At 58.2% G+C, this 19,033-nt stretch carries 18 protein-coding genes; 9 read left to right on the top strand and 9 right to left on the bottom strand.

The annotated features are described in order from the left end of the window. Positions 1-7: 7 nt before the first annotated feature. Positions 8-1,258: a CmpA/NrtA family ABC transporter substrate-binding protein gene (locus AC6I8D_RS07960; RefSeq protein WP_312057067.1), complete on the bottom strand. Its 1,251-nt coding sequence runs from the start codon at positions 1,256-1,258 to the stop codon at positions 8-10. A gap of 261 nt (positions 1,259-1,519) precedes the next feature. Further along, positions 1,520-2,740 carry a nitrate- and nitrite sensing domain-containing protein gene (locus AC6I8D_RS07955; RefSeq protein ID WP_312057040.1) on the bottom strand — a complete coding sequence of 407 codons (1,221 nt, stop codon included), beginning with the start codon at positions 2,738-2,740 and terminating at the stop codon, positions 1,520-1,522. Between the two features lie 490 nt (positions 2,741-3,230). On the opposite strand from AC6I8D_RS07955, the gene AC6I8D_RS07950 reads away from it, so the two are divergent. The 8 genes from AC6I8D_RS07950 (at position 3,231) to AC6I8D_RS07915 (ending at position 12,237) form a co-directional block, all read left to right on the top strand. Further along, complete coding sequence (locus tag AC6I8D_RS07950; protein ID WP_497819910.1) at positions 3,231-3,722, top strand: SH3 domain-containing protein; 492 nt, start codon at positions 3,231-3,233, stop codon at positions 3,720-3,722. A gap of 85 nt (positions 3,723-3,807) precedes the next feature. Next, complete coding sequence (gene icmH / locus AC6I8D_RS07945; protein ID WP_312057036.1) at positions 3,808-5,025, top strand: type IVB secretion system protein IcmH/DotU; 1,218 nt, start codon at positions 3,808-3,810, stop codon at positions 5,023-5,025. Beyond that, a complete protein-coding gene (tssM, locus tag AC6I8D_RS07940; RefSeq protein WP_312057034.1) occupies positions 5,025-7,139 on the top strand; it encodes a type VI secretion system membrane subunit TssM in 2,115 nt (704 codons plus the stop codon). The genes icmH and tssM overlap by 1 nt, the downstream gene beginning before the upstream one ends. 13 nt (positions 7,140-7,152) lie before the next feature. Further along, positions 7,153-7,851: a type VI secretion system-associated protein TagF gene (tagF, locus tag AC6I8D_RS07935; protein WP_497819909.1), complete on the top strand. Its 699-nt coding sequence runs from the start codon at positions 7,153-7,155 to the stop codon at positions 7,849-7,851. Positions 7,852-7,887: 36 nt separating this feature from the next. Next, entirely contained in the window at positions 7,888-9,024 is a 1,137-nt protein-coding gene (gene tagH, locus AC6I8D_RS07930; RefSeq protein WP_312057030.1) for a type VI secretion system-associated FHA domain protein TagH, read from the top strand. Then, positions 9,021-9,797: a PP2C family protein-serine/threonine phosphatase gene (locus AC6I8D_RS07925; protein WP_497819908.1), complete on the top strand. Its 777-nt coding sequence runs from the start codon at positions 9,021-9,023 to the stop codon at positions 9,795-9,797. The genes tagH and AC6I8D_RS07925 overlap by 4 nt, the downstream gene beginning before the upstream one ends. Before the next feature lie 14 nt (positions 9,798-9,811). Then, positions 9,812-10,765: a hypothetical protein gene (locus AC6I8D_RS07920; RefSeq protein WP_312057027.1), complete on the top strand. Its 954-nt coding sequence runs from the start codon at positions 9,812-9,814 to the stop codon at positions 10,763-10,765. Positions 10,766-10,809: 44 nt separating this feature from the next. Next, positions 10,810-12,237, top strand: coding sequence for a serine/threonine protein kinase (locus AC6I8D_RS07915; RefSeq protein WP_312057025.1), 1,428 nt, complete (start codon positions 10,810-10,812; stop codon positions 12,235-12,237). Positions 12,238-12,346: 109 nt separating this feature from the next. Here the strand turns inward: AC6I8D_RS07915 and AC6I8D_RS07910 are convergent, their stop codons facing one another. Continuing rightward, a complete protein-coding gene (locus tag AC6I8D_RS07910) occupies positions 12,347-13,024 on the bottom strand; it encodes a gamma-glutamylcyclotransferase (protein WP_312057065.1) in 678 nt (225 codons plus the stop codon). Positions 13,025-13,250: 226 nt separating this feature from the next. Beyond that, positions 13,251-13,481 (bottom strand): putative cation transport regulator ChaB, encoded by a 231-nt coding sequence (chaB, locus tag AC6I8D_RS07905; protein ID WP_031377314.1) that lies wholly within the window; start codon positions 13,479-13,481, stop codon positions 13,251-13,253. 369 nt (positions 13,482-13,850) lie between these two features. Between chaB and chaA the strand changes: the two genes are divergently transcribed. After that, positions 13,851-14,942, top strand: coding sequence for a sodium-potassium/proton antiporter ChaA (gene chaA / locus AC6I8D_RS07900; protein WP_312057591.1), 1,092 nt, complete (start codon positions 13,851-13,853; stop codon positions 14,940-14,942). A 68-nt stretch (positions 14,943-15,010) separates the two neighbouring features. On the opposite strand, the gene kdsA is transcribed toward chaA, so the two are convergent. From kdsA to prfA, 5 genes are read right to left on the bottom strand one after another with little or no spacing between them, the layout of a single operon-like run. Beyond that, positions 15,011-15,865 (bottom strand): 3-deoxy-8-phosphooctulonate synthase, encoded by an 855-nt coding sequence (gene kdsA, locus AC6I8D_RS07895; RefSeq protein ID WP_312057588.1) that lies wholly within the window; start codon positions 15,863-15,865, stop codon positions 15,011-15,013. A gap of 25 nt (positions 15,866-15,890) precedes the next feature. Further along, positions 15,891-16,700, bottom strand: a complete 810-nt coding sequence (sirB1, locus tag AC6I8D_RS07890) for an invasion regulator SirB1 (RefSeq protein ID WP_312756702.1) — start codon at positions 16,698-16,700, stop codon at positions 15,891-15,893. 1 nt (position 16,701) lies between these two features. Then, complete coding sequence (locus AC6I8D_RS07885) at positions 16,702-17,094, bottom strand: SirB2 family protein (protein WP_312057586.1); 393 nt, start codon at positions 17,092-17,094, stop codon at positions 16,702-16,704. Positions 17,095-17,117: 23 nt separating this feature from the next. Beyond that, positions 17,118-17,951, bottom strand: a complete 834-nt coding sequence (prmC, locus tag AC6I8D_RS07880; RefSeq protein WP_312057584.1) for a peptide chain release factor N(5)-glutamine methyltransferase — start codon at positions 17,949-17,951, stop codon at positions 17,118-17,120. Further along, positions 17,951-19,033 carry a peptide chain release factor 1 gene (prfA, locus tag AC6I8D_RS07875; RefSeq protein WP_031377320.1) on the bottom strand — a complete coding sequence of 361 codons (1,083 nt, stop codon included), beginning with the start codon at positions 19,031-19,033 and terminating at the stop codon, positions 17,951-17,953. The genes prmC and prfA overlap by 1 nt, the downstream gene beginning before the upstream one ends.

Here is a 19,033-nt window from a genome sequence, read left to right as displayed (position 1 = left end):
TCCTCTCTTAACGTTTGATAGCGAAACTGGCGGCGTAGGCGGCAGGATCGCTGCCGTCCCAGACTTTGCCGTCGATGAGGGTACTGCTGCGCATCTGCGTGGCGGGCAGCGCGATCTGGCCGACCGCACTGGCGGCCTGTTTATAGATGTCGATGCGGTTAATCTGCCGTGCCACCGCCAGGTAATCGGGATCGTCGGTCAGCAGGCCCCAGCGTTTCATCTGGGTCAGAAACCACATGCCGTCGGAGAGCCACGGGAAACTGACGTTGCCGTCACCGAAGAAACGCATCGGGTGCGCGTCCTGCCACGACTGACCCAGGCCGTTCTGGTACTGACCCAGCATCCGCCCTTGCAGCGTCTCAACTTTGGTATTGATCCAGGCGCGCCCGGCTAACACCTGCGCGGTTTCGCGACGGTTATCGTCGGAGGCGTCAATCCAGCGGGCCGCGTCCAGTACCGCAGCCGTGAGCGCGCGTGCGGTGTTAGGGTTCTCATTGACCCACTGCGCGCGGGTGCCGAGGATTTTTTCCGGATGCTCAGGCCAGATCTGCTGGCTGGTGGCGGCGGTAAAGCCGATGTTGTCGCTGATGGCGCGCTGGTTCCACGGCTCGCCGACGCAGAAACCACTCATGTTGCCAATCTTCATGTTCATCACCATCTGCGGCGGCGGCACAACCACGGTGCGTACCTCCTCAAACGGGTTGATGCCGGCATTGGCCAGCCAGTAATAGAGCCACATGGCGTGGGTGCTGGTGGGAAAAGTGTGGGCAAAGGTGAAATGGCCTTTGGCCTGGCTGTCGACCGCCTTTTTCAGGCTGGCCGCATCGGTCACGCCGCTGGCTTTTAGCTGGTTCGACAGGCTGATCGCCTGGCCGTTGTGGTTGAGCGTCATCAGATTCGCCATGTCGTGCTGCGGGCCGGCTACCCCGAGCTGCAGGGCGTAGATCATGCCGTATAGCACGTGTGCGGCATCCAGCTCGCCAGAGGTCAGTTTGTCGCGCACCGCCGCCCAGCTCGCCTCTTTACTGGCCTGTAGCGTCAGGCCATATTTTTTATCAAATCCTTTAACCGACGCCATCACCACGGGCGCGCAGTCGGTGAGCGGAATAAAGCCGACCCGCACCGCCTTTTTCTCAGGCGCATCCGAGCCCGCCGCCCATACGGCATTGCGTAATCCCGGAATCACCCAGGCACCGCCCAGCGCGGCCCCGGAAAGCAGTAACTGACGTCGTGAAAGAGAAAATGGCGTTTTGCTCATCATATTGACCCTGAACAGGAATAAAAAAAGGCGTCCTCCGACATGCCGAAGCATGCGGATGGACGCCTTTATCCAAAGCACTGGCCCCACCGCCGTTGGCGGGAACAATGCGCACTGTCTGTCATATCAAGCAAGCCGCGTGCCAGAATCAGCGTCGGCTATAACACCGGGTTTTCACCCTGCCACGGTTGAAAAAGTAACCGTTTTTGCACTTTCCTGACGCAGGTTGCGCACAAGCGTTGTGCAGCTAACCCTTTCGGGTTAGGTGTTGAGCGTCGCGGCGACAGCCAGCACCGCCTGCGCGATCTCCAGTACCCGTTTGTTCTGGTTCATGGCGCTTTTACGCAGCGCCTGCCAGGCTGCCTGTTCACTGAAACCATGCTGCTGCATCAGCCAGTGCTTAGCCTGTTCAATCACCCGGCGCTCATCAAGTGAGGCGCGCATGGCGGCCAGCTCATCGGCCTGCTGCTGCAAGCGCTGGGACTGTTCACCAATCAGTGACAGTACCGAGCGCCCAAGCTGCGGCGCCAGACCGTCGCTGTCGAGCGTGGCCGCGCCGGGCAGCCAGTCGGCACCGGAAACGTAGAGCGCAAAGCTGCTCTCTGCCTGCGCCGGGGTCAACGGCAGCGCCGCCTGCAGCTCGGCCTGCGCAATTGCGGTCCGGCAACGTAGCATCAGCGTGGTGGCGAGACCATCTTCGACCTGTTTCATCTGATCGAGCCGCGCGGAGAGCAGTGAAAACCAGTTCAGCGCGCCGGTCGCTTCAGCCTGGCCACCGGTGCAGGCGATGCGCCGCAGCCGCTCAATCTCCCGGCTGGCCTGCGCCAGCGGCTGCCATTGGCTACGCGCCTGGTCATCGGCAAACGCGTGAAAAGTCGTAAAGCTCTGCTCCTGGGCCGCAATCAGCGCCACCAGCTGGCTGCGCTGATCGGCGGTGAACTGTCCGGCCGCAAAGCCAGCGGAGCCGATGGCACGCTCCTGTCCGGCCAGCTCCTTGCCCTGCATAAAGCTGAACAGCGCAATCAGCGCGCGGGAGATATCGGGATGGCTGGCGGTATCGGCGGCTTCAAATACCAGGTTGAGTAAGGTGCGGATCACCTGGTTAAACGCCACCATCGCCGCTGGCTGATTGAGTGTCCCCTCCGCGATCTGCTGTCGCAGTGCGGGCAGTTCGCTCAGCGCCTGCAACGCGGCGGCAATCAGATGACAGAAGCGGCTGTAGCCCGGCTGCGGCTGCGCGGGGGGTAGCGCCTGATAAACGTGCTGCAGGCAGGCGCTGACATCCTGCTGACGGGCGATCCGCTCAGCGCTGAACAGCTGACCGTGGGAACAGATCCAGATATTGCTGGCTCCGCGTTCCCGCTGCAGCTGATGGACCAGCTCACTGACCGCGGTAATCAGCCGTCCGGTCTGGAGTAGCCGTTGCAGGCTGGCAATATCGCTATCCCGTGATGCCTGCAGCCAGGTCAGGGCGTCCCTCATGGCTCACCTCTTATCGCCGTAAAACCATTATTAAGCAAAAGACGTGCCGTTTTATCGTCACAATTGCCTGAACGGCTGCCCGTAAATTCCGATTTTGATGAGTTTCTTAAGGCAAACGGATAAAAATTTCTGACAATGAGTGATTAGAAAAACTTAATAGTTTCCAATGAAATCCTTTGCATGGCAGAATGCGCGGCAAGGTTCTCAACCAGTTTGCCGTCACGATAATTCAGTTAGCTTTAACTATCGTAAAGCATGGCGCTTTTCCCGCGCCCTGGCTTACCAGAAAAGCGCCTGCTATCACGCATCGGCAGCCGGTGCAATGGTTTGAATTCTCAAAAGTCTTAGGTAGACTGAACGCAGTACTATCCTGATGTAATCTGACCTTTTTTTTGAATGTCAGAACTTTGGCCTGCTGCGGCGCCATTGTCGGCGCCCTGTTACGTTGGGCCAGGCAATATGCAGATACTTTGATGAGATCACGAGGAACATGGTGAAAAAGAGTCTTGCGTTAACACTGCTGGCGGTCCTTACCCTGGCAGGCTGTAAGGCCCCGCCGCCGCCCGTCACTGATGACACGCTGGTGACCAGCGAAATCAACGGCGTCAAGCTGGTTCATCGGCATGCCGTTGCGGCGCCGACTGAAATTGAACCGGTCAATCAGACCTGGAGAGCGTTGTATGGCGCGTCAGTGATGACGACGCCCGATTACGGCGGCAAAGTGGTTCGCTATCTCGAAACGGGTAAACCGTTTGAAGTATTAGGCAATGTGGAAAATCACTGGCTGGCGATTGCCGATCAGGCTGACGGTCCGATGATCGGTTACGTCCCGTTAAAAGCGGGTGTGGAAAGCAGCCGCTATGACGCCACCGTCCAGAGCGATCGCCCTCGTCCTCGCAAGACGAAACAGGTCTGTGTCGCCGTTGGCGGTGCCAGTAAAGCGTGCCGCACTAACGATACCGCGACCTGGATCTTAGACTAAACATGAAATCCGGCGCATATTGCCCGCAGCACCGTCCTGGGCTGCGGGTACAGGGATTTGCCATTGGCTGGAAGATCACGAATTAATGACTGTGGAATCCCCTGCGCGTGAGGTCACCTCCTCAGGCAATGAGAATCTATTACTTCAGGCTGCTGCGCCACTGCTGAACGCGGTGGTGCAGATTCGTCAGGCAGCCACCCATGACGACCCCGCGGGCTTACGTCAGTCACTGATTGATGAGATCCGCCAGTTCGAACAGCGTTGTAAACAGGCCGGCCTGCCGTTTGAAATGATTATCGGCGCGCGTTACTGCGTCTGCAGCGCACTGGATGAAGCTGCGGCGCAAACACCGTGGGGCACCCGCGGCGTCTGGTCTGGCAACGGCATGCTGGTGACCTTTCACAATGAAAGCTGGGGCGGCGAAAAATTCTTTCAGCTACTGTCGCGTATTTCACAGAGCCCACAACAGCACCTCTGGTTACTGGAGGTGGTGCACTACTGCCTGCTGCTCGGCTATGAAGGCCGGTATCGCGGCAGCGAACAGGGTCGCGCCCAGTGCGACGGCATCCGTAAGCGACTGAAAACCCTGATTGAAGAAACGCGTGCGCAGCGTCTGACGCCGCAGCCGCCGCTGGTGGAGGTGCATCCGCTGGTCAGCACGCTGGCTCGGCCGATGGTCCCGCTGTGGGCCTGCGCGATGCTGGTGGCGCTGATCGGCTGCCTGATCTACAGCGGCCTGAACTGGCGACTGGGCAATGCGGCCGAGCCGCTGCTGCGCGCTATCTATCAGACGCCGCTGCCGCAGATAACCGCCGGTCGTCGTCCCTCTTCGCCTCAGGCGCTGCTCGACCTGCGACAGCGGCTGAATGATGTGATTGCCGCAGGCCAGCTTGAAGTCAGCGACGGTGCCTTCGGCAGCAAAGTTATTATCCCGGCGGATAAGCTGTTCGCCGAACAGGGTACGGTGATCAACCCGGTGGGCCGCGCCCTGCTGGCACGGGTCTCGACCGCCATGAAAAATGTCAAAGGCACGATTCTGGTGTCGGTGTTTACCGACGATCATCCGGTGGATAACAGCCGGTTCGCCTCCAGCTACGAATTCTCGTTCGCCCGCGCCCGCGCGGTGACGCAACTGTTGCAGGTCCAGCTGGCCGACGGCCATACCGTGCGTTCTGAAGGCCGCGGCGACAGCGACCCGCTGCTGCCAAACGACAGTAGCGAAAACCGTACCCGCAACCGCCGCGTTGAAATCACCCTGTTTGCCGCGCCCGAAACGCTCAGTAATCATCAAGGAGCACAATAATGCGCGCTTCCGTACGACTGCTTCTGACACATCGATTGTTATGGAGTTTTATCGGCGTTACGGCGCTGAGCTGTCTGGTGTGGATGCTCGGTCCGCTCTGGACGTGGGGCGAATCGCGGCCGCTGGAGCCGATCCTGCCGCGCCAGCTCACCGTCAGTGCCTTCTATTTTTTGTGGATCCTGTTCCAGCTGATGCCGTCGCTCTATCGCGCCTGGTTTAATAGCCGGTTACTGAATCAACTGCAGGCCGCAGGCAGCGACGATCCCGCCGAACGTCAGGTGACCGAAGAACTGCTCAACCAGCGCTTCAGCGATGCGGCGATGCAGCTCAGGCGCACCCAGTTTGGTCGCCGCCATTCCGGTGGTCTGCTGTCGCGCTTTAATTCCAATTACCTTTATCAGCTGCCGTGGTATCTGGTGATGGGCGCGCCGGGAGCCGGTAAAACCACGGCGCTGTTGAATGCCGGACTGAATTTTCCCCTGACCGATACGCTGGGAAAAAACGCGATCCGCGGCGTGGGTGGCACCCGCAACTGCGACTGGTGGTTCACCGACAGCGCGGTGCTGATTGATACCGCCGGCCGCTACGCGCTGCAGGAGAGCCAGCGTGCGCGCGACGCCGCCGAATGGCACAGCTTCATCAACCTGCTTAAACGCTACCGCACCCGCCAGCCGATTAACGGCGTGATCATGACCATTAGCGTCGCCGATCTGCTGAGTGACTCTGCCGAGGCGCGGTTTGCCCAGGCCAGCGCGCTGCGTGAGCGTATGGCGGAACTGCACCAGCAGACCGGCATCCATTTCCCGGTCTATGTGATGGTGACCAAAACCGACTTGCTGAAAGGTTTTATGAGCTATTTCGGCTCGGTCGACAAAGCGAAGCGTGATGCAATCTGGGGCTTTACCTTTAACTGGGACCTCGGCAAGCCGCACAAAGGCGACTGGCATCGCCATTTCGGCCAGCAATTTCAGCGGCTGGAGCTGGAGCTGCAGCAGCAGCTGGCTGACCAGATGACCCAGGAACGCGACCTCAATGAGCGCGCCGAATGTTTCCTGTTCCCTCAGGAGTTTGCCTCGCTGCGTCCGCTGCTGAATGAATACCTCGATATCGTCTTCTCTGACCATCAGGATGCGGTTGCCTGGAGTCCGCGCGGTCTGTTCTTCACCAGCGGCACCCAGGAAGGTCTGCCTTTTGACCGGGTGATGGGCGAGCTGAGCCGTAAACTGCAGCTGCGTCAGGCGGGCGATCATTCAATTGCCGCCTGGGACAGCGTCAACCGCAACAGCCCGATTCCGGGTAACAAAGGCCAGAGCTTTTTTATTCGCGACCTGCTCAACGATCTGATCTTTAAAGAGAGCGGCCTGGCCGGCAGCAACCGGCGCTGGGAATACCGCAATCAGCTGTTTCACTGGATCGGTTACGGCGTGCTGGCCGGCGGCCTGCTGATTATGTCTGGCCTGTGGGGCCTCAGTTATTACCATAATCAGCACTATCTGCATCAGGTTGAAGCGCGGGTACCGGCTATTCGTGAGCAGAGTCAGCAGGTGATTCATCAGCCTGCTGATAATATTTTTGATCTGCTACCCTTTCTCAATAGCCTGGTGAAATTGCCGCTGTCCGATCGTTTTTCTCTCGATAATCCGCCTCTTACTATGCGGGTGGGCTTATATCGCGGGACGCAGGTCAGCGATGCGGCCTGGGCGCTTTATCAAAATGCGCTTAAGTCTTTACTGCTGCCGCGCGTCGCCCAGCAGATCACCAATATTCTGCGCAATGACCCGGGCGATGATAACGCGTACAGCCGCAATGCCCTGCGCGCCTATCAGATGCTGTATCAACCGCGTAATTACGATGGCGAATTTCTGCGTGCCTGGCTGCTGCAAAACCTGCAGCGCTCGCTGCCCGACTCGGTCAGCACTCGCGACCTTCAGCAGCTCGACTGGCATCTGAGCCAGCTGCTGGATCAGCAAATTCAGTCATCGCCCTATGCACGTGATAATGCGCTGATGATGCGTAAGCTTGCGGAAAATCTGAAAATTGCAGGGCAATCCGGCCCTGTGCTGGCGGTGACGCCCTCGCGCTCTGCACAGCGATTGACCCTGCATAGCGAGTAATGGTGAGGTGTACATGGCTGCTTATACTGCCCCCGGCTGGTATGGCAAGCTGCCGTCAACCGGCGACTTTTTGCATCACCGGCTGAGCGAGCAACAGATCACCCCGTGGAATCACTGGTTCCAGCAGGGTCTGATGCACTGGCATCAGCAGGACGATGCGGTAACCGCGAACTTTTTACGCGCTCCGGTATGGAATTTTGTTCTGCCGATCACCCCGACCCGGCAGCAGGTGCAGATGGGCTGTCTGCTGCCCTCCTGTGACCGCGTCGGCCGGGCCTGGCCGCTGCTGGCGCTGCACAGTTTTCCGCTTAGCCAGTGGCATCCGGCTCAGCTGACCATTTCGGGCGACTGGTTTCAGGATCTGGGCGCGACGCTGCTGCGGGCGGTACAGACGCCGCTCAACGGCGCACAGCTGGAACAGCAGATTCAGGCGCTGCCACCGCTGCTGGTGCCGGCCCGACAGCCTTCCGAGATCATGGAAGCGATCGGTTATCAGGATTTGCCCTGCACGCTGAGCTGGCGTGAAGTGGCTGAACGCTTCGATCCTCAGCAGCATATGAGCTACTGGTGGAGTAACCGCAGTGATGGTTTTGCCCACGCCACCCACAAGCACAGCGGCAACCTCACGGCACAACTGTTTTCATTACTGTTTAACCCGGCGGCAGGTGCACAGCCGGGACGTAATGGCCTTTACCCACCGATGTTTGAGTAAGGCCGGTTGCGTTTGCCGTTCAATCTGGGATAACTCATGCAATTTACCATTGTGCAATGCACTACGGATGTTCCGGTTAAAACCGTCGTGTTTCAACCGCCTGGTGGCACCATTGGCCGCAGTCAGGACAACGATCTGGTGCTGCCAGATGAGTCGCGCGCCATTTCGCGCCTGCAGGCGCTGGTCCATCTGTCGCATGACGGCGAATGCCGCCTGACCAATCAGGGCAGCGTGACGCCGGTGGAGCATAACGGCATCGCGCTTGGTCGCGGTATGCAGGTGCTGCTGAAGCATGGCGATGCGTTGCGTATCGGTGACTATGCGCTGGAAGTGCGCGATCCCGCCTGTCAGAGCGATCACAGCGATCCCCTCGCGCTGTTTGCCGGCAGTAGCGACCAGCCGGCTAATCCGCTGGGCATTCACGACCACCACGAGGTTGAAGAGCGTCTGCTGGTGAACGACGCTTCCCCGGTGCGCCACGAGCGCCATAATGATGCACGGCTGGCGATTGAGCCGCAGGCGGACGAACCGCGCCGCGCCCTGTCGTCCCAGCCGCAGGATCAGGACCAGCTGATCGCCGCGCTGCTGGACGGGATGGGCCTGAGCAACGGCCACGCGACGCCGATTGATGAAGAGCAGATGCGCATCACCGGCCGGATGCTGAGCCTGTTTTCCCAGGGCACAGTGGCGCTGCTGTCGTCGCGTTCCATCCTCAAGCGCGGCGTGAAAGCGGACATGACGATGATCCTGAATGAGGCCAACAACCCGTTTAAGATTCTGCCGTCCGGTAAAACCGTACTGATGCAGATGTACCAGAGCCAGATGCCGGGCTTTATGCCGCCGGAACAGGCGGTCCGCGATGCGCTGGTTGATTTACAGGCGCATCAGCTGGGAATGATTGCCGGTATCCGCGCCATCATTGCGGCGATGCTGCAGTCGTTTAATCCGGCGCGCCTGGAAGAGCAGGCACGCACCGACGGCCTGCTGCCGAAGCTGCCGTTCACCACCACTAAAAAGGCGGCGCTGTGGGACTACTTTACCCGCAACTATCAGCGCACCGCCGGTGAAATTGAAGATGATTTCCATACCCTGTTTGGCGAAGCGTTTCTGCATGCCTATGACATGGAGGTCAATCAGTACAAAGATTCCCAGACGCGGGTAGATGAAGCATGAAGATCGTTTTTGCCAGCCGCTGCCAGCAAGGCCTGCGCGATGATAATCAGGACCGCACCGGTGCCACGCTGGACGATCGCCGGGCCTGTTTCGTGGTCTGTGACGGCGTCGCCGGTCTGCCCGGTGGCGAGATGGCGGCGCAGTTGGTGCGTGACAGCCTGCTCGGCCAGCTGGAGAACTGTGAACAGTTTACGCCCGACTTTACCCGTCAGGCGATCGAACAGTGCCGTTTGGCGCTGCATGAGGCACAGGGAAAGAATCCGAAATTTGCACGGATGAGTACCACCCTTGCGGCGCTGTTTATTGACCGTCAAAAACAGCGTGCATGGTGGGCCCACGCAGGTGATAGCCGGGTTTATCACTTCCGGCGCGGGGTGCTGCATGAGGTCACCCGCGACCACAGCCTGGCCCAGCAGTTGAAAGAAGCGGGCTATGAAAATACCGGCATTAACAGTAATTTACTCTATAATGCGCTCGGCGCTGAACCGCCGCGTGCAGTCAGTTTTTCGCACCAGATTGCGCTGGAAGATGGCGACGCGTTTCTGGTCTGTACCGATGGATTCTGGCTCAACCTGACCACCGGTGAAATGGAACAGGCGCTGCGCATGGTGAACGCCTGCGAAGAGTGGCTGGCACTGATGGAACAGGCAGTGAGCCGCAACGTGAAAAAAGATAATCTCAGCGCACTGGCGGTCTGGATTGGTGAGCCGGAAGAAGCGACATTGCTCTATTCACTGGCTGATTCGGCGCGCTTTCTGCCGCCTCGTTTTTGATTCCAAGGATCCTTATGAAACTGTGGTTGCCCGGCATCGCCACCTTACTGATAGCCTTTTACGCCCAGGCCGAAAATTATCGTGTGGTCTATTCCCCCAGCCTGGCGCTGGAGGTCTACATCGATAACGTGGTGAGCAAAGCGCCCGACGACTGGTGCAAAGAGACGTTGCCGCTGCGCATTGTTTCCGGAAAAAGTAAGGATTCGGCGGTGCTGACCACCTTTTTACCGCGCGTCGGTACCCTGCTCGCCAACCAGTGCGGTTTGCTGGATGTCATGCCGTGGCAGATGACCGACAAAGACGGCGGCGTATTAGCCAGCGGCAGCGCCAGTAAGCTACAGAACTGGCGGCCGATTGTCATGGCGGACGCCACGGCCAGCGCCAGCGAAAGTAACGCCGCGCCGCTTGATCTGTCACGCCCGGCCAATAGCACGCCGCTGCAGCATTTTGATCTGCCGAGCGGCTGCCATTTTCGTACCGCCTGGGATGAGAATGCCCGGACGATGTTTATTCCGGACGTCAGCAAGCAGCAGTGCTCGCCCGACGGCTGGGCCGAAGGCAAAAGTGAACTGACGCTGGCGACACCGGATCATCCGACGCCAGTTGCGGTGAGCTTTTATCAGGGCTACCCGATCGCTAACCTGACCATTCCGGACAGCAAACTGGAAGTGATTGCGGCCAACAATCAGCGCATGATTGTCACCCGCGCCGACACCGCCGATAGCTGGCTGGTTCTGCCGTTCGATAGCCAGCAACATGTATGGCGTTTTAATGGAACTCTGTTGATTAAGATGGATAAGAATGCTGCGCAGCAGGATGCTGACGCTGTGAAATCGCGAGTTGATACGTTGCGCGGCCAATGGGCGCCGCATTTCATGCCACAGCAAAAAGTGAATGTGTTACTCATCGACACCCTGCACGCGGATCTGGTTGATCCTGCCATTGGTGCCTGGCGTAACATCAATTAATTACCGCGCAGCCTGGCGAGCAGGCCGTGTTCAGAGAGTTCACTATGTCGGCAAATGATAATCAGAAAACGGTTCCGAATGCCCTGCCGGACGGATACCGCTTCAACGAGTTTGAGATCAAGGAAGTGATTGGCGGTGGCGGTTTCGGCATTGTCTATCGCGCATGGGATCACCAGCTGGAACGCACTATCGCCATTAAAGAGTACATGCCGGTTTCGCTGGCGGTACGCGCGGCGGATTTGACGCTGGAACTGCGTGGCGAACGCTTCCAGAAACTGTTTAACGCCGGTCTGAATAGTTTTATTCAGGAAGCGCGGCTGCTGGCCCGCTTTAACCATCCGGGCCTGCTGCACGTGCTGCGCTTCTGGGAGCAGAACGGCACCGCCTATATGGGCACGCTCTACTACAGCGGCATGACGCTGAAAGAGTGGCAGATCACCAGTCCGGAGTCGATTTCCGAAGCCTGGATCCGTCGTCTGCTGCCGCCGCTGCTGGGAGCCATCAGTACCATCCATCAGGCCGGTTATCTGCATCGCGATATCTCGCTGGATAATATTCAGATACAGGAAAACCAGCTGCCGGTGCTGCTGGATTTCGGCTCGGCGCGTAAGGAGATCGGCAACCTCTCCGATGAAACCGAAATCATGCTCAAGCCGGGCTTTGCGCCGATTGAGCAGTACAGCGAAGAGGGCGAGGTCGAACAGGGTCCGTGGACCGACATCTACGCCCTTGGTGCCGTGTTGCATAACCTGATCACCGGCAATCCGCCGCCGGTCAGCGTGGTGCGCTGCATTGAAGATAACTACCAGCCGCTGGTCGAGCGTCAGCCGACGGGCTATTCCCTGCCGCTGCTGCATGCGATTGACTGCGCGCTGGCGATGAAACCTGGCGATCGTCCGCAATCGATTGATGCGTTTGCGGCGTTGATCGACCTGCCGGTGAGTGATGTTGAAGCGGTGGTAAACAGTTTCCCGGTGCCGGGCGAGAGTGTCGCCGCAGTGGAAGAGGAGCCGGTTGAAGCCGCAGCGCCGATCGTGATGGCGGTGAATCACGGTGCCGCCGCCGCTGAGCCGGTGACACCGCGCACCGTACGCCGGCTGTCGCCGGGACTGATCGGTGCTGCCGCCGTGGCGCTGCTGGCGGTGATTGCTGCAGTCTGGCTGGCGAATCGTCACAGCGCCGCGCCGGAACAGGTGACGCAATCACCGGTGGCGGCCAGCGCGCCCGCCCCGACCACCCCGGTGGCGGCTGCGCCAGCCATGCTGGCCACGGTCTATCTCAAGCTGGAAAACGGTGAGAATGTGGTGCTTAACGGTCAGCCACTGGAAATCAAACCAGGCAGCAGTGGTTTTGCTGCCCTGAATCTGGCGGCCGGGCAGTATCGTATTGAAGTTCACAACGGCAGCGTGACGCACGCGCAATCGTTGACGATTGATAAACCCGGCACCTGGCTGATTAATCCGGATAACTGACTGGCGGGGTCTCGGGCGGGAGCGGTCTCTCAGGCTGCGCCGCCCGGCTGACCTGACCGCCGGGCGGAAGTGAGGAGTGTTGTTTCAGGTGACGGAGGAGCCTGAGGGATCAGGCCTGCTTCAGGCAGTGACTCTGCTGTAACGTTCGTACCTGATGCGCCAGCCGGCTCAGGCTCTCTTCTTCCATGCCGCGTTTTGTCAGCTCTTCTTCAAGTGAAAAAAGATACTGGGCATTTGAGCCGAGCGGGCCGCTGGCGGCGGCAATTAGCGGTGCGATCGCTTCCGGGCAGGAGTCCGACTCATACAGCGGATGACGCGGGTCCATGATAAAGGTCAGCGCCGTTACGCTGCGCCCATCTTCAAGCTGCAGCTCACACCAGGTCGGCAGATAGCAGCCGGTGATCATCTCGCGTTTCCACAGCAGCGCCAGCTCTTCATGCAGCCGCGCCTCGGGCAGACGAAAAGCCAGACCGCTGGTCCGGCCGCCCTGTTTCAGCGCCAGCATCCGGCCAGGATGAGTGGCGGTGCCCCGTCCGGCAATCAGCCGCAGACAGAAAGCGCGATGCCAGCCTTCCAGCCAGCCGGACGCCACCTCATCCGCTTCAAAGATCGGGTTCCACATCAGAGAGCCGTAACCAAAGATCCATACCGGGCTGTGATCGGGACGGCAGGCCAGCGTAGCCGCCAGCGACGCCGCGCGCTGCTCGCAACTCCAGAGCAGCGTCTCTTCGATATCACCGAACGACGTTTTACAATCCGCTTTTAAAAGAAATTCCCGGGTAAGCAATGCGACCTCCTCGACTTTCACGGCGTCCTGTCCAGATGGCTCCTCTGTATGATCACCAAAACGGCTTCGCGTTTCGTTCACAAAATTGACATTAATCGATTTACTGGTGGGGTTTCAAGCGTGAGGCGGGTCGCAGGATAAAAAAAACCAGATAAACCTGATAGCGCAGGCAGAAAAAAGGGCCGGATATTTCTGGCCCTTTGATTAAAGCAGACTAACCATTTAATCAGCGCTTAGGATGCCACTTATCATCATCGCCTTTTTCATACTCTTTTTTCACCGCTGCCCAGGCCACTTTATGTGCCACCTCTTCGCGGGAATCGTCGCCGCGGCGATCTTCGGCCTCTTTATACTGCGACCAGGCGCTGTTAAACGCCTGCTGGTAGATATCCTGCGCGTGTGCCGGAAGTACGTGTTTAACGTTGTCAGGTAAATCGGCTCGGCTATCGTAAGGCATACTTCCTCCTCGGTTTACTGGGTCATAATAAGTCTGGTTCATGACAGCAAAAACACAAACAACGATTTATGCTCAGTTTAGCGATAAAACGGTTAAATCACGCTGTAAATTCACGCTATCACACCTTTCCATGGTTAAAAACAGACGGATTATTACGGTTTAACCATTTTTTATTGCCTGATTAATAATAGAATATTAGCGATAATCTGGGGTTAATCTGCTTCCGCTGATTTATCTGGCTTAAGTAAAAAGCAGTAAATTTTTCCCGCTCGGGCAGCTGAAAAGATAAACTGCGCGCTGCCCTAAAACTGATTATATTTTAACAGCAGCGCCGCTGCCCTTATGATCATTAACCAGAGAGGATGGTGAATGCCTTCACATGAAAAAACACGTCACAAGGAATTCTCGCTGATATTTCCCATCGTTACGCTGGGTGTACTCTATTTTTTTGGCGCACAAACCTCATTTCCGATCGTGGTTGGTATCAACATACTGGCCCTGATTGCCATTCTTAGCAGCGCCTTTAGCGTGGTTCGCCATGCTGATGTGCTGGCGCACCGGCTGGGCGAGCCATACGGTTCGCTGATACTGAGCCTGTCGGTAGTGATCCTTGAAGTAAGCCTGATCTCGGCGCTGATGGCGACCGGCGATGCCGCGCCCGGCCTGATGCGTGACACGCTCTATTCGATTGTGATGATTGTTACCGGCGGACTGGTCGGTTTCGCTCTGCTGCTCGGCGGCAATAAGTTCGCCACGCAGTACGTTAATCTGGCGGGCGTGAAGCAATATTTAATCGCTATCTTTCCGCTGGCGATTCTGGTGCTGGTGTTCCCCAACGCCCTGCCTGGCGGCAACTTCTCCACCGCGCAGGCGCTATTGATTGCCGCGATTTCAGCCGCCATGTATGGCGTTTTCCTGCTGATTCAGACCAAAACCCACCAGAGCCTGTTTGTCTATGAGCATGAGGATGAGAGCGATGATGGCGATCCCCATCACGGTAAGCCCTCAGCACACAGCAGCATCTGGCACACCGTCTGGCTGATTGTGCATCTGGTGGCGGTGATTGCGGTCACCAAAATGAATGCCAACCCGCTGGAAAGCCTGCTGACCGAATTGAATGCCCCGGTTCAGTTCACCGGCTTCCTGGTGGCGCTGCTGATCCTGTCGCCGGAAGGATTAGGCGCCATTAAAGCGGTGCTGATGAACCAGGTGCAGCGCGCAATGAACCTGTTCTTCGGGTCAGTGCTGGCGACCATCTCGTTAACCGTACCGGCAGTGACCCTGATCGCTACTCTGACCGGCCAGGAGCTGATATTTGGCCTTGAGCCGCCGCAGATGGTGATTATGATGGCGTCGCTGATCCTGTGTCAGCTCTCCTTCTCCACCGGCCGTACTAACGTGCTGAACGGTGCGGCGCATCTGGCGTTATTTGCCGGCTATCTGGTGACCATTATGCTGTAAAGCCCGCCGCCTGCAGACGAAAAAAAAGAGCGATTTCTCGCTCTTTTTTTTGCCTTGCCGCAGCAGAATTACTTGCTGGTATCCAGATCAGGGAAGCTTTTAACCAGATCGTCAATCGCTTTCATCTGCACCAGGAACGGCTCCAGCTTGTCGAGCGGCAGTGCCGAAGGACCATCACACAGCGCGTGATCCGGGTCCGGATGCGCTTCAATGAACAGGCCGGCAATACCCACCGCCATACCGGCACGTGCCAGTTCGCCCACCTGCGCACGACGTCCGCCAGAGGCCGCGCCAAACGGATCGCGGGTCTGCAGCGCATGGGTGACGTCGAAAATCACCGGGCTGTTGTTGGTGACTTTCTTCATCACGTTGAAGCCGAGCATGTCGACCACCAGGTTGTCATAACCGAAGTTGCTGCCACGGTCACACAGGATTACCTGCTCGTTGCCGCCTTCAGCAAACTTATCAACGATGTTGCCCATCTGGCCAGGACTGACAAACTGCGGCTTCTTGACGTTGATCACCGCGCCGGTTTTCGCCATCGCTTCAACCAGGTCGGTCTGACGCGCCAGGAAGGCAGGCAGCTGGATCACGTCAACCACATCCGCCACCGGCTGCGCCTGTGACGCTTCGTGCACGTCAGTAATGATTTTCACGCCGAAAGCCTGCTTCAGCTCCTGGAAAATCTTCATGCCCTCTTCCAGGCCCGGACCGCGATAGGAGTGAATAGATGAACGGTTAGCTTTATCAAACGACGCTTTGAACACGTAAGGGATACCGAGCTTGTCGGTTACTCTGACGTAATGTTCGCAGATGCGCATCGCCAGATCGCGCGACTCCAGCACGTTCATCCCGCCGAACAGTACAAACGGCAGATCGTTTGCTACCTTGATGTCACCAATACTCACGACTTTCTGTGTCATGCCCTTTCCTTTTCAGTGGGTACGCTTAGTGCAGCGTGACCTGTTTTTGTTCGATTGCGTGAATCTGCACTTTGATCATCTCGCTGACCGGGTCCTCAGGACACTGCTCAACGAAATAGGTGAGATCGTTCAGCGCGATATGTTCGCACTCCAGCTGCGCATAGATCAAACCGCGATCGCGAATTTCGTACGGATCGTCAGGATCGATTCGCAACAGCACCTGGCTGACGTTCAGCGCCAGCTCCATTTTCTTCTCTTCCATCAACGCCGCTTTTAACGTGTCGAGCATTTTGCGCATCACGGTAACGGTTTTGGCTTCATCGAGATCGTCATCGTACAGGCGCGCCGTCGGGCTGATGTTGCCCTTGAGCCACACTTCCAGCGTATGCGTGTCGAGCGTTTCACCATTGAACGGATTAATCAGCCATTTCTCGCCATCAATCCAGTCGGCGCGCAGGATCAGCTGGGTTGGGAAGATGACCGGCATCAGCGGCAACTCCAGCTCGGCAGCAATGTGCAGCAGGATCACCCCCAGTGAGACGGCCGTGCCCTGGCGGGTTTTCAGCACGTTGTCGAGCCAGAGCGCGTCAGAAAGTTTATATACCCCGCTGGCGCCGCCAAATCCCCATTGGCGATAGAACAGCTCCAGCAGTTTTTCGAGTTTCAGATCGGCATCGCCGGCCTGGCTAACATAATCACGTGCTTCGGCCACCAGGGCCGCAAGTTGTGCTTCCACCGACACGGCCGGGAAATCGGCGCGGATGGCAAGCGTAGCGCCAATCACCGCTTCACATAACGGTGTCTGGCTAAAATCTAATTGTTCGGTAGAGGTCATACTATCCCCATAACGGCATTTTGCTCAGCGCCAGCTTAATGACCATCACCAGCGCGATTAACGCCACCAGAAACGCGATCCAGCGGGTACGGTCAGTGCGTGGTCGGCGGCTCAATGCCACAAATCCTAAGGCGATGTAGATAATAACCCCTAATAGCTTCTCAGTCAGCCAGCTTCCTTGCGGAGTGAAAGGATAGAAGTGAGTAATCATCACCAATGAGATACCGGTCAACAGTAACAGCGTGTCGTTGGCGTGCGGCAAAATCCGCACCCAGCGCCGCGACAGCATCGCCGATCCGCTGCGCAGCCAGAAAAAGCGCAGCACAAACATCGAAATAGTGACGATGACCGTTAACAGGTGCAAATTTTTAATCAGTGGATACCAGGCGTACATCGTGAGTCCTTTTTCGTCCGCTTTCAGGTTGAAGATTGCCCAAGGGTAACGCGGGGATTGCCACCGTAGTCATTGACGGTTTCCACCGCGCGGTAGCCGTGCTGACGCATCATGTCGCGCACCGCCCGATCCTGCTGCCAGCCGTGCTCCAGCAGCAACCAGCCGCCGGGCTGCAGCCAGTCAGGCGCCTGCTCAATCAGCGTGCGCAAATCTGCCAGGCCTGCGTCAGCCGCCACCAGCGCGCTGCGCGGCTCAAACCGCACGTCGCCCTGCTCGAGGTGGTGATCGCTGGCGTCAATATAAGGCGGGTTGCTGACGATAATGTCAAAGCGCTGCGGGGAAAGCTGCTGAAACCAGTGGCTGAGCGTAAAGCGGGCATTCGGCAGGTTAAGCTGCTGCGCATTGCTGCGCGCCAGTTCTACCGCCTCGGCGATACGATCTACGCCGGTGACCTGACAGTCGGGCCGTTCGCTGGCCAGCGCCAGCGCAATTGCGCCGGTGCCGGTGCCGAGATCAAGAATGGTGGCTGCGGATACCGGCAGATGCGCCAGTGCCTGCTCAACCAGCAGTTCGGTGTCCGGTCGCGGGATCAGCGTGGCGTCCGACACCCGCAGCGGCAGCGACCAGAATTCACGTTCGCCGACCAGATGCGCCACTGGCTCACCGCGGGCGCGACGGCTCAGCAAGGCATCAAGCTGGCTAAGCTGCTGATCGCTGAGCAGGGTTTCATCAAAAGCGATTAACCAGCTGCGCGACTTGCCGATCACGAAGCTCAACAGGATTTCGGCGTCGCGCTTCGGACTGTCGCCGCCGTTCAGGGTCGCAACGGCCTGTTTCAGCCAGTGACGAATATCCATTAATCCTGGCCAGCCAGCGCCGCCAGCTGATCCGCCTGATATTCCTGCACGATCGGCTCAATCAGGCTGTCGATTTTCCCTTCCATGGTTTCATCCAGACGGTAAAGCGTCAGGTTGATGCGATGGTCGGTAACCCGGCCCTGCGGGAAGTTATAGGTACGGATACGGTCAGAGCGATCGCCGCTGCCCAGCAGATTACGGCGGGTGCTGGCTTCGGCGGCGTGACGACGGGCCATTTCGGCAGCGTGAATACGCGCGCCCAGCACCGCCAGCGCTTTGGCTTTGTTTTTATGCTGCGAACGCTCGTCCTGGCACTCCACCACAATGCCGGTTGGCAGGTGGGTAATACGGATCGCGGAGTCGGTGGTGTTAACGTGCTGACCGCCGGCACCTGATGAACGGAAGGTATCAATTTTCAAATCACCGGCGTTGATTTCCGGTAATTCTGCCTCCGGTATTTCCGGCATTACCGCCACGGTGCAGGCGGAAGTGTGGATACGCCCCTGAGATTCGGTCTCGGGCACACGCTGAACCCGATGTCCGCCCGATTCAAACTTCAGGCGACCATAGGCACCCTCACCGGTCACCCTGGCGATCACCTCTTTATAACCGCCATGTTCACCTTCGTTGGCGCTGACGATCTCAACCCGCCAGCGGCGCGCTTCGGCATAGCGGCTGTACATGCGGAACAGATCACCGGCAAAAATGGCCGCCTCATCACCGCCGGTACCGGCGCGAACTTCAATGAAGCAGGCGCGCTCATCATCGGGATCTTTCGGTAACAGCAGCACCTGTAACTGTTGCTCCAGCGCTTCGCTCTGTTCGCGTGCCGCCTGCAGCTCTTCCTGCGCCATGTCGCGCATCTCAGGGTCGTCGAGCATCTGCTGCGCCGTCTCAATATCTTCCTGAACCTGCTGCCAGTCGCGGAAGCAACGGGTGACATCGGTCAGCTGGGCATATTCGCGCGACAGCGCACGGAAGCGTTCCTGGTCGGCGATCACGCCAGCATCGCCCAGCATCGCTTCCACTTCTTCGTGGCGCTCCTGCAGGGCTTCCAGTTTGGCAACAATAGAGGTTTTCAT

The organism is Pantoea sp. X-Soil-MYKO-1785 (assembly GCF_059730675.1).
Note: the sequence above shows the minus strand (reverse complement) of the source record. Positions and strands in the feature narration are given on the sequence as shown.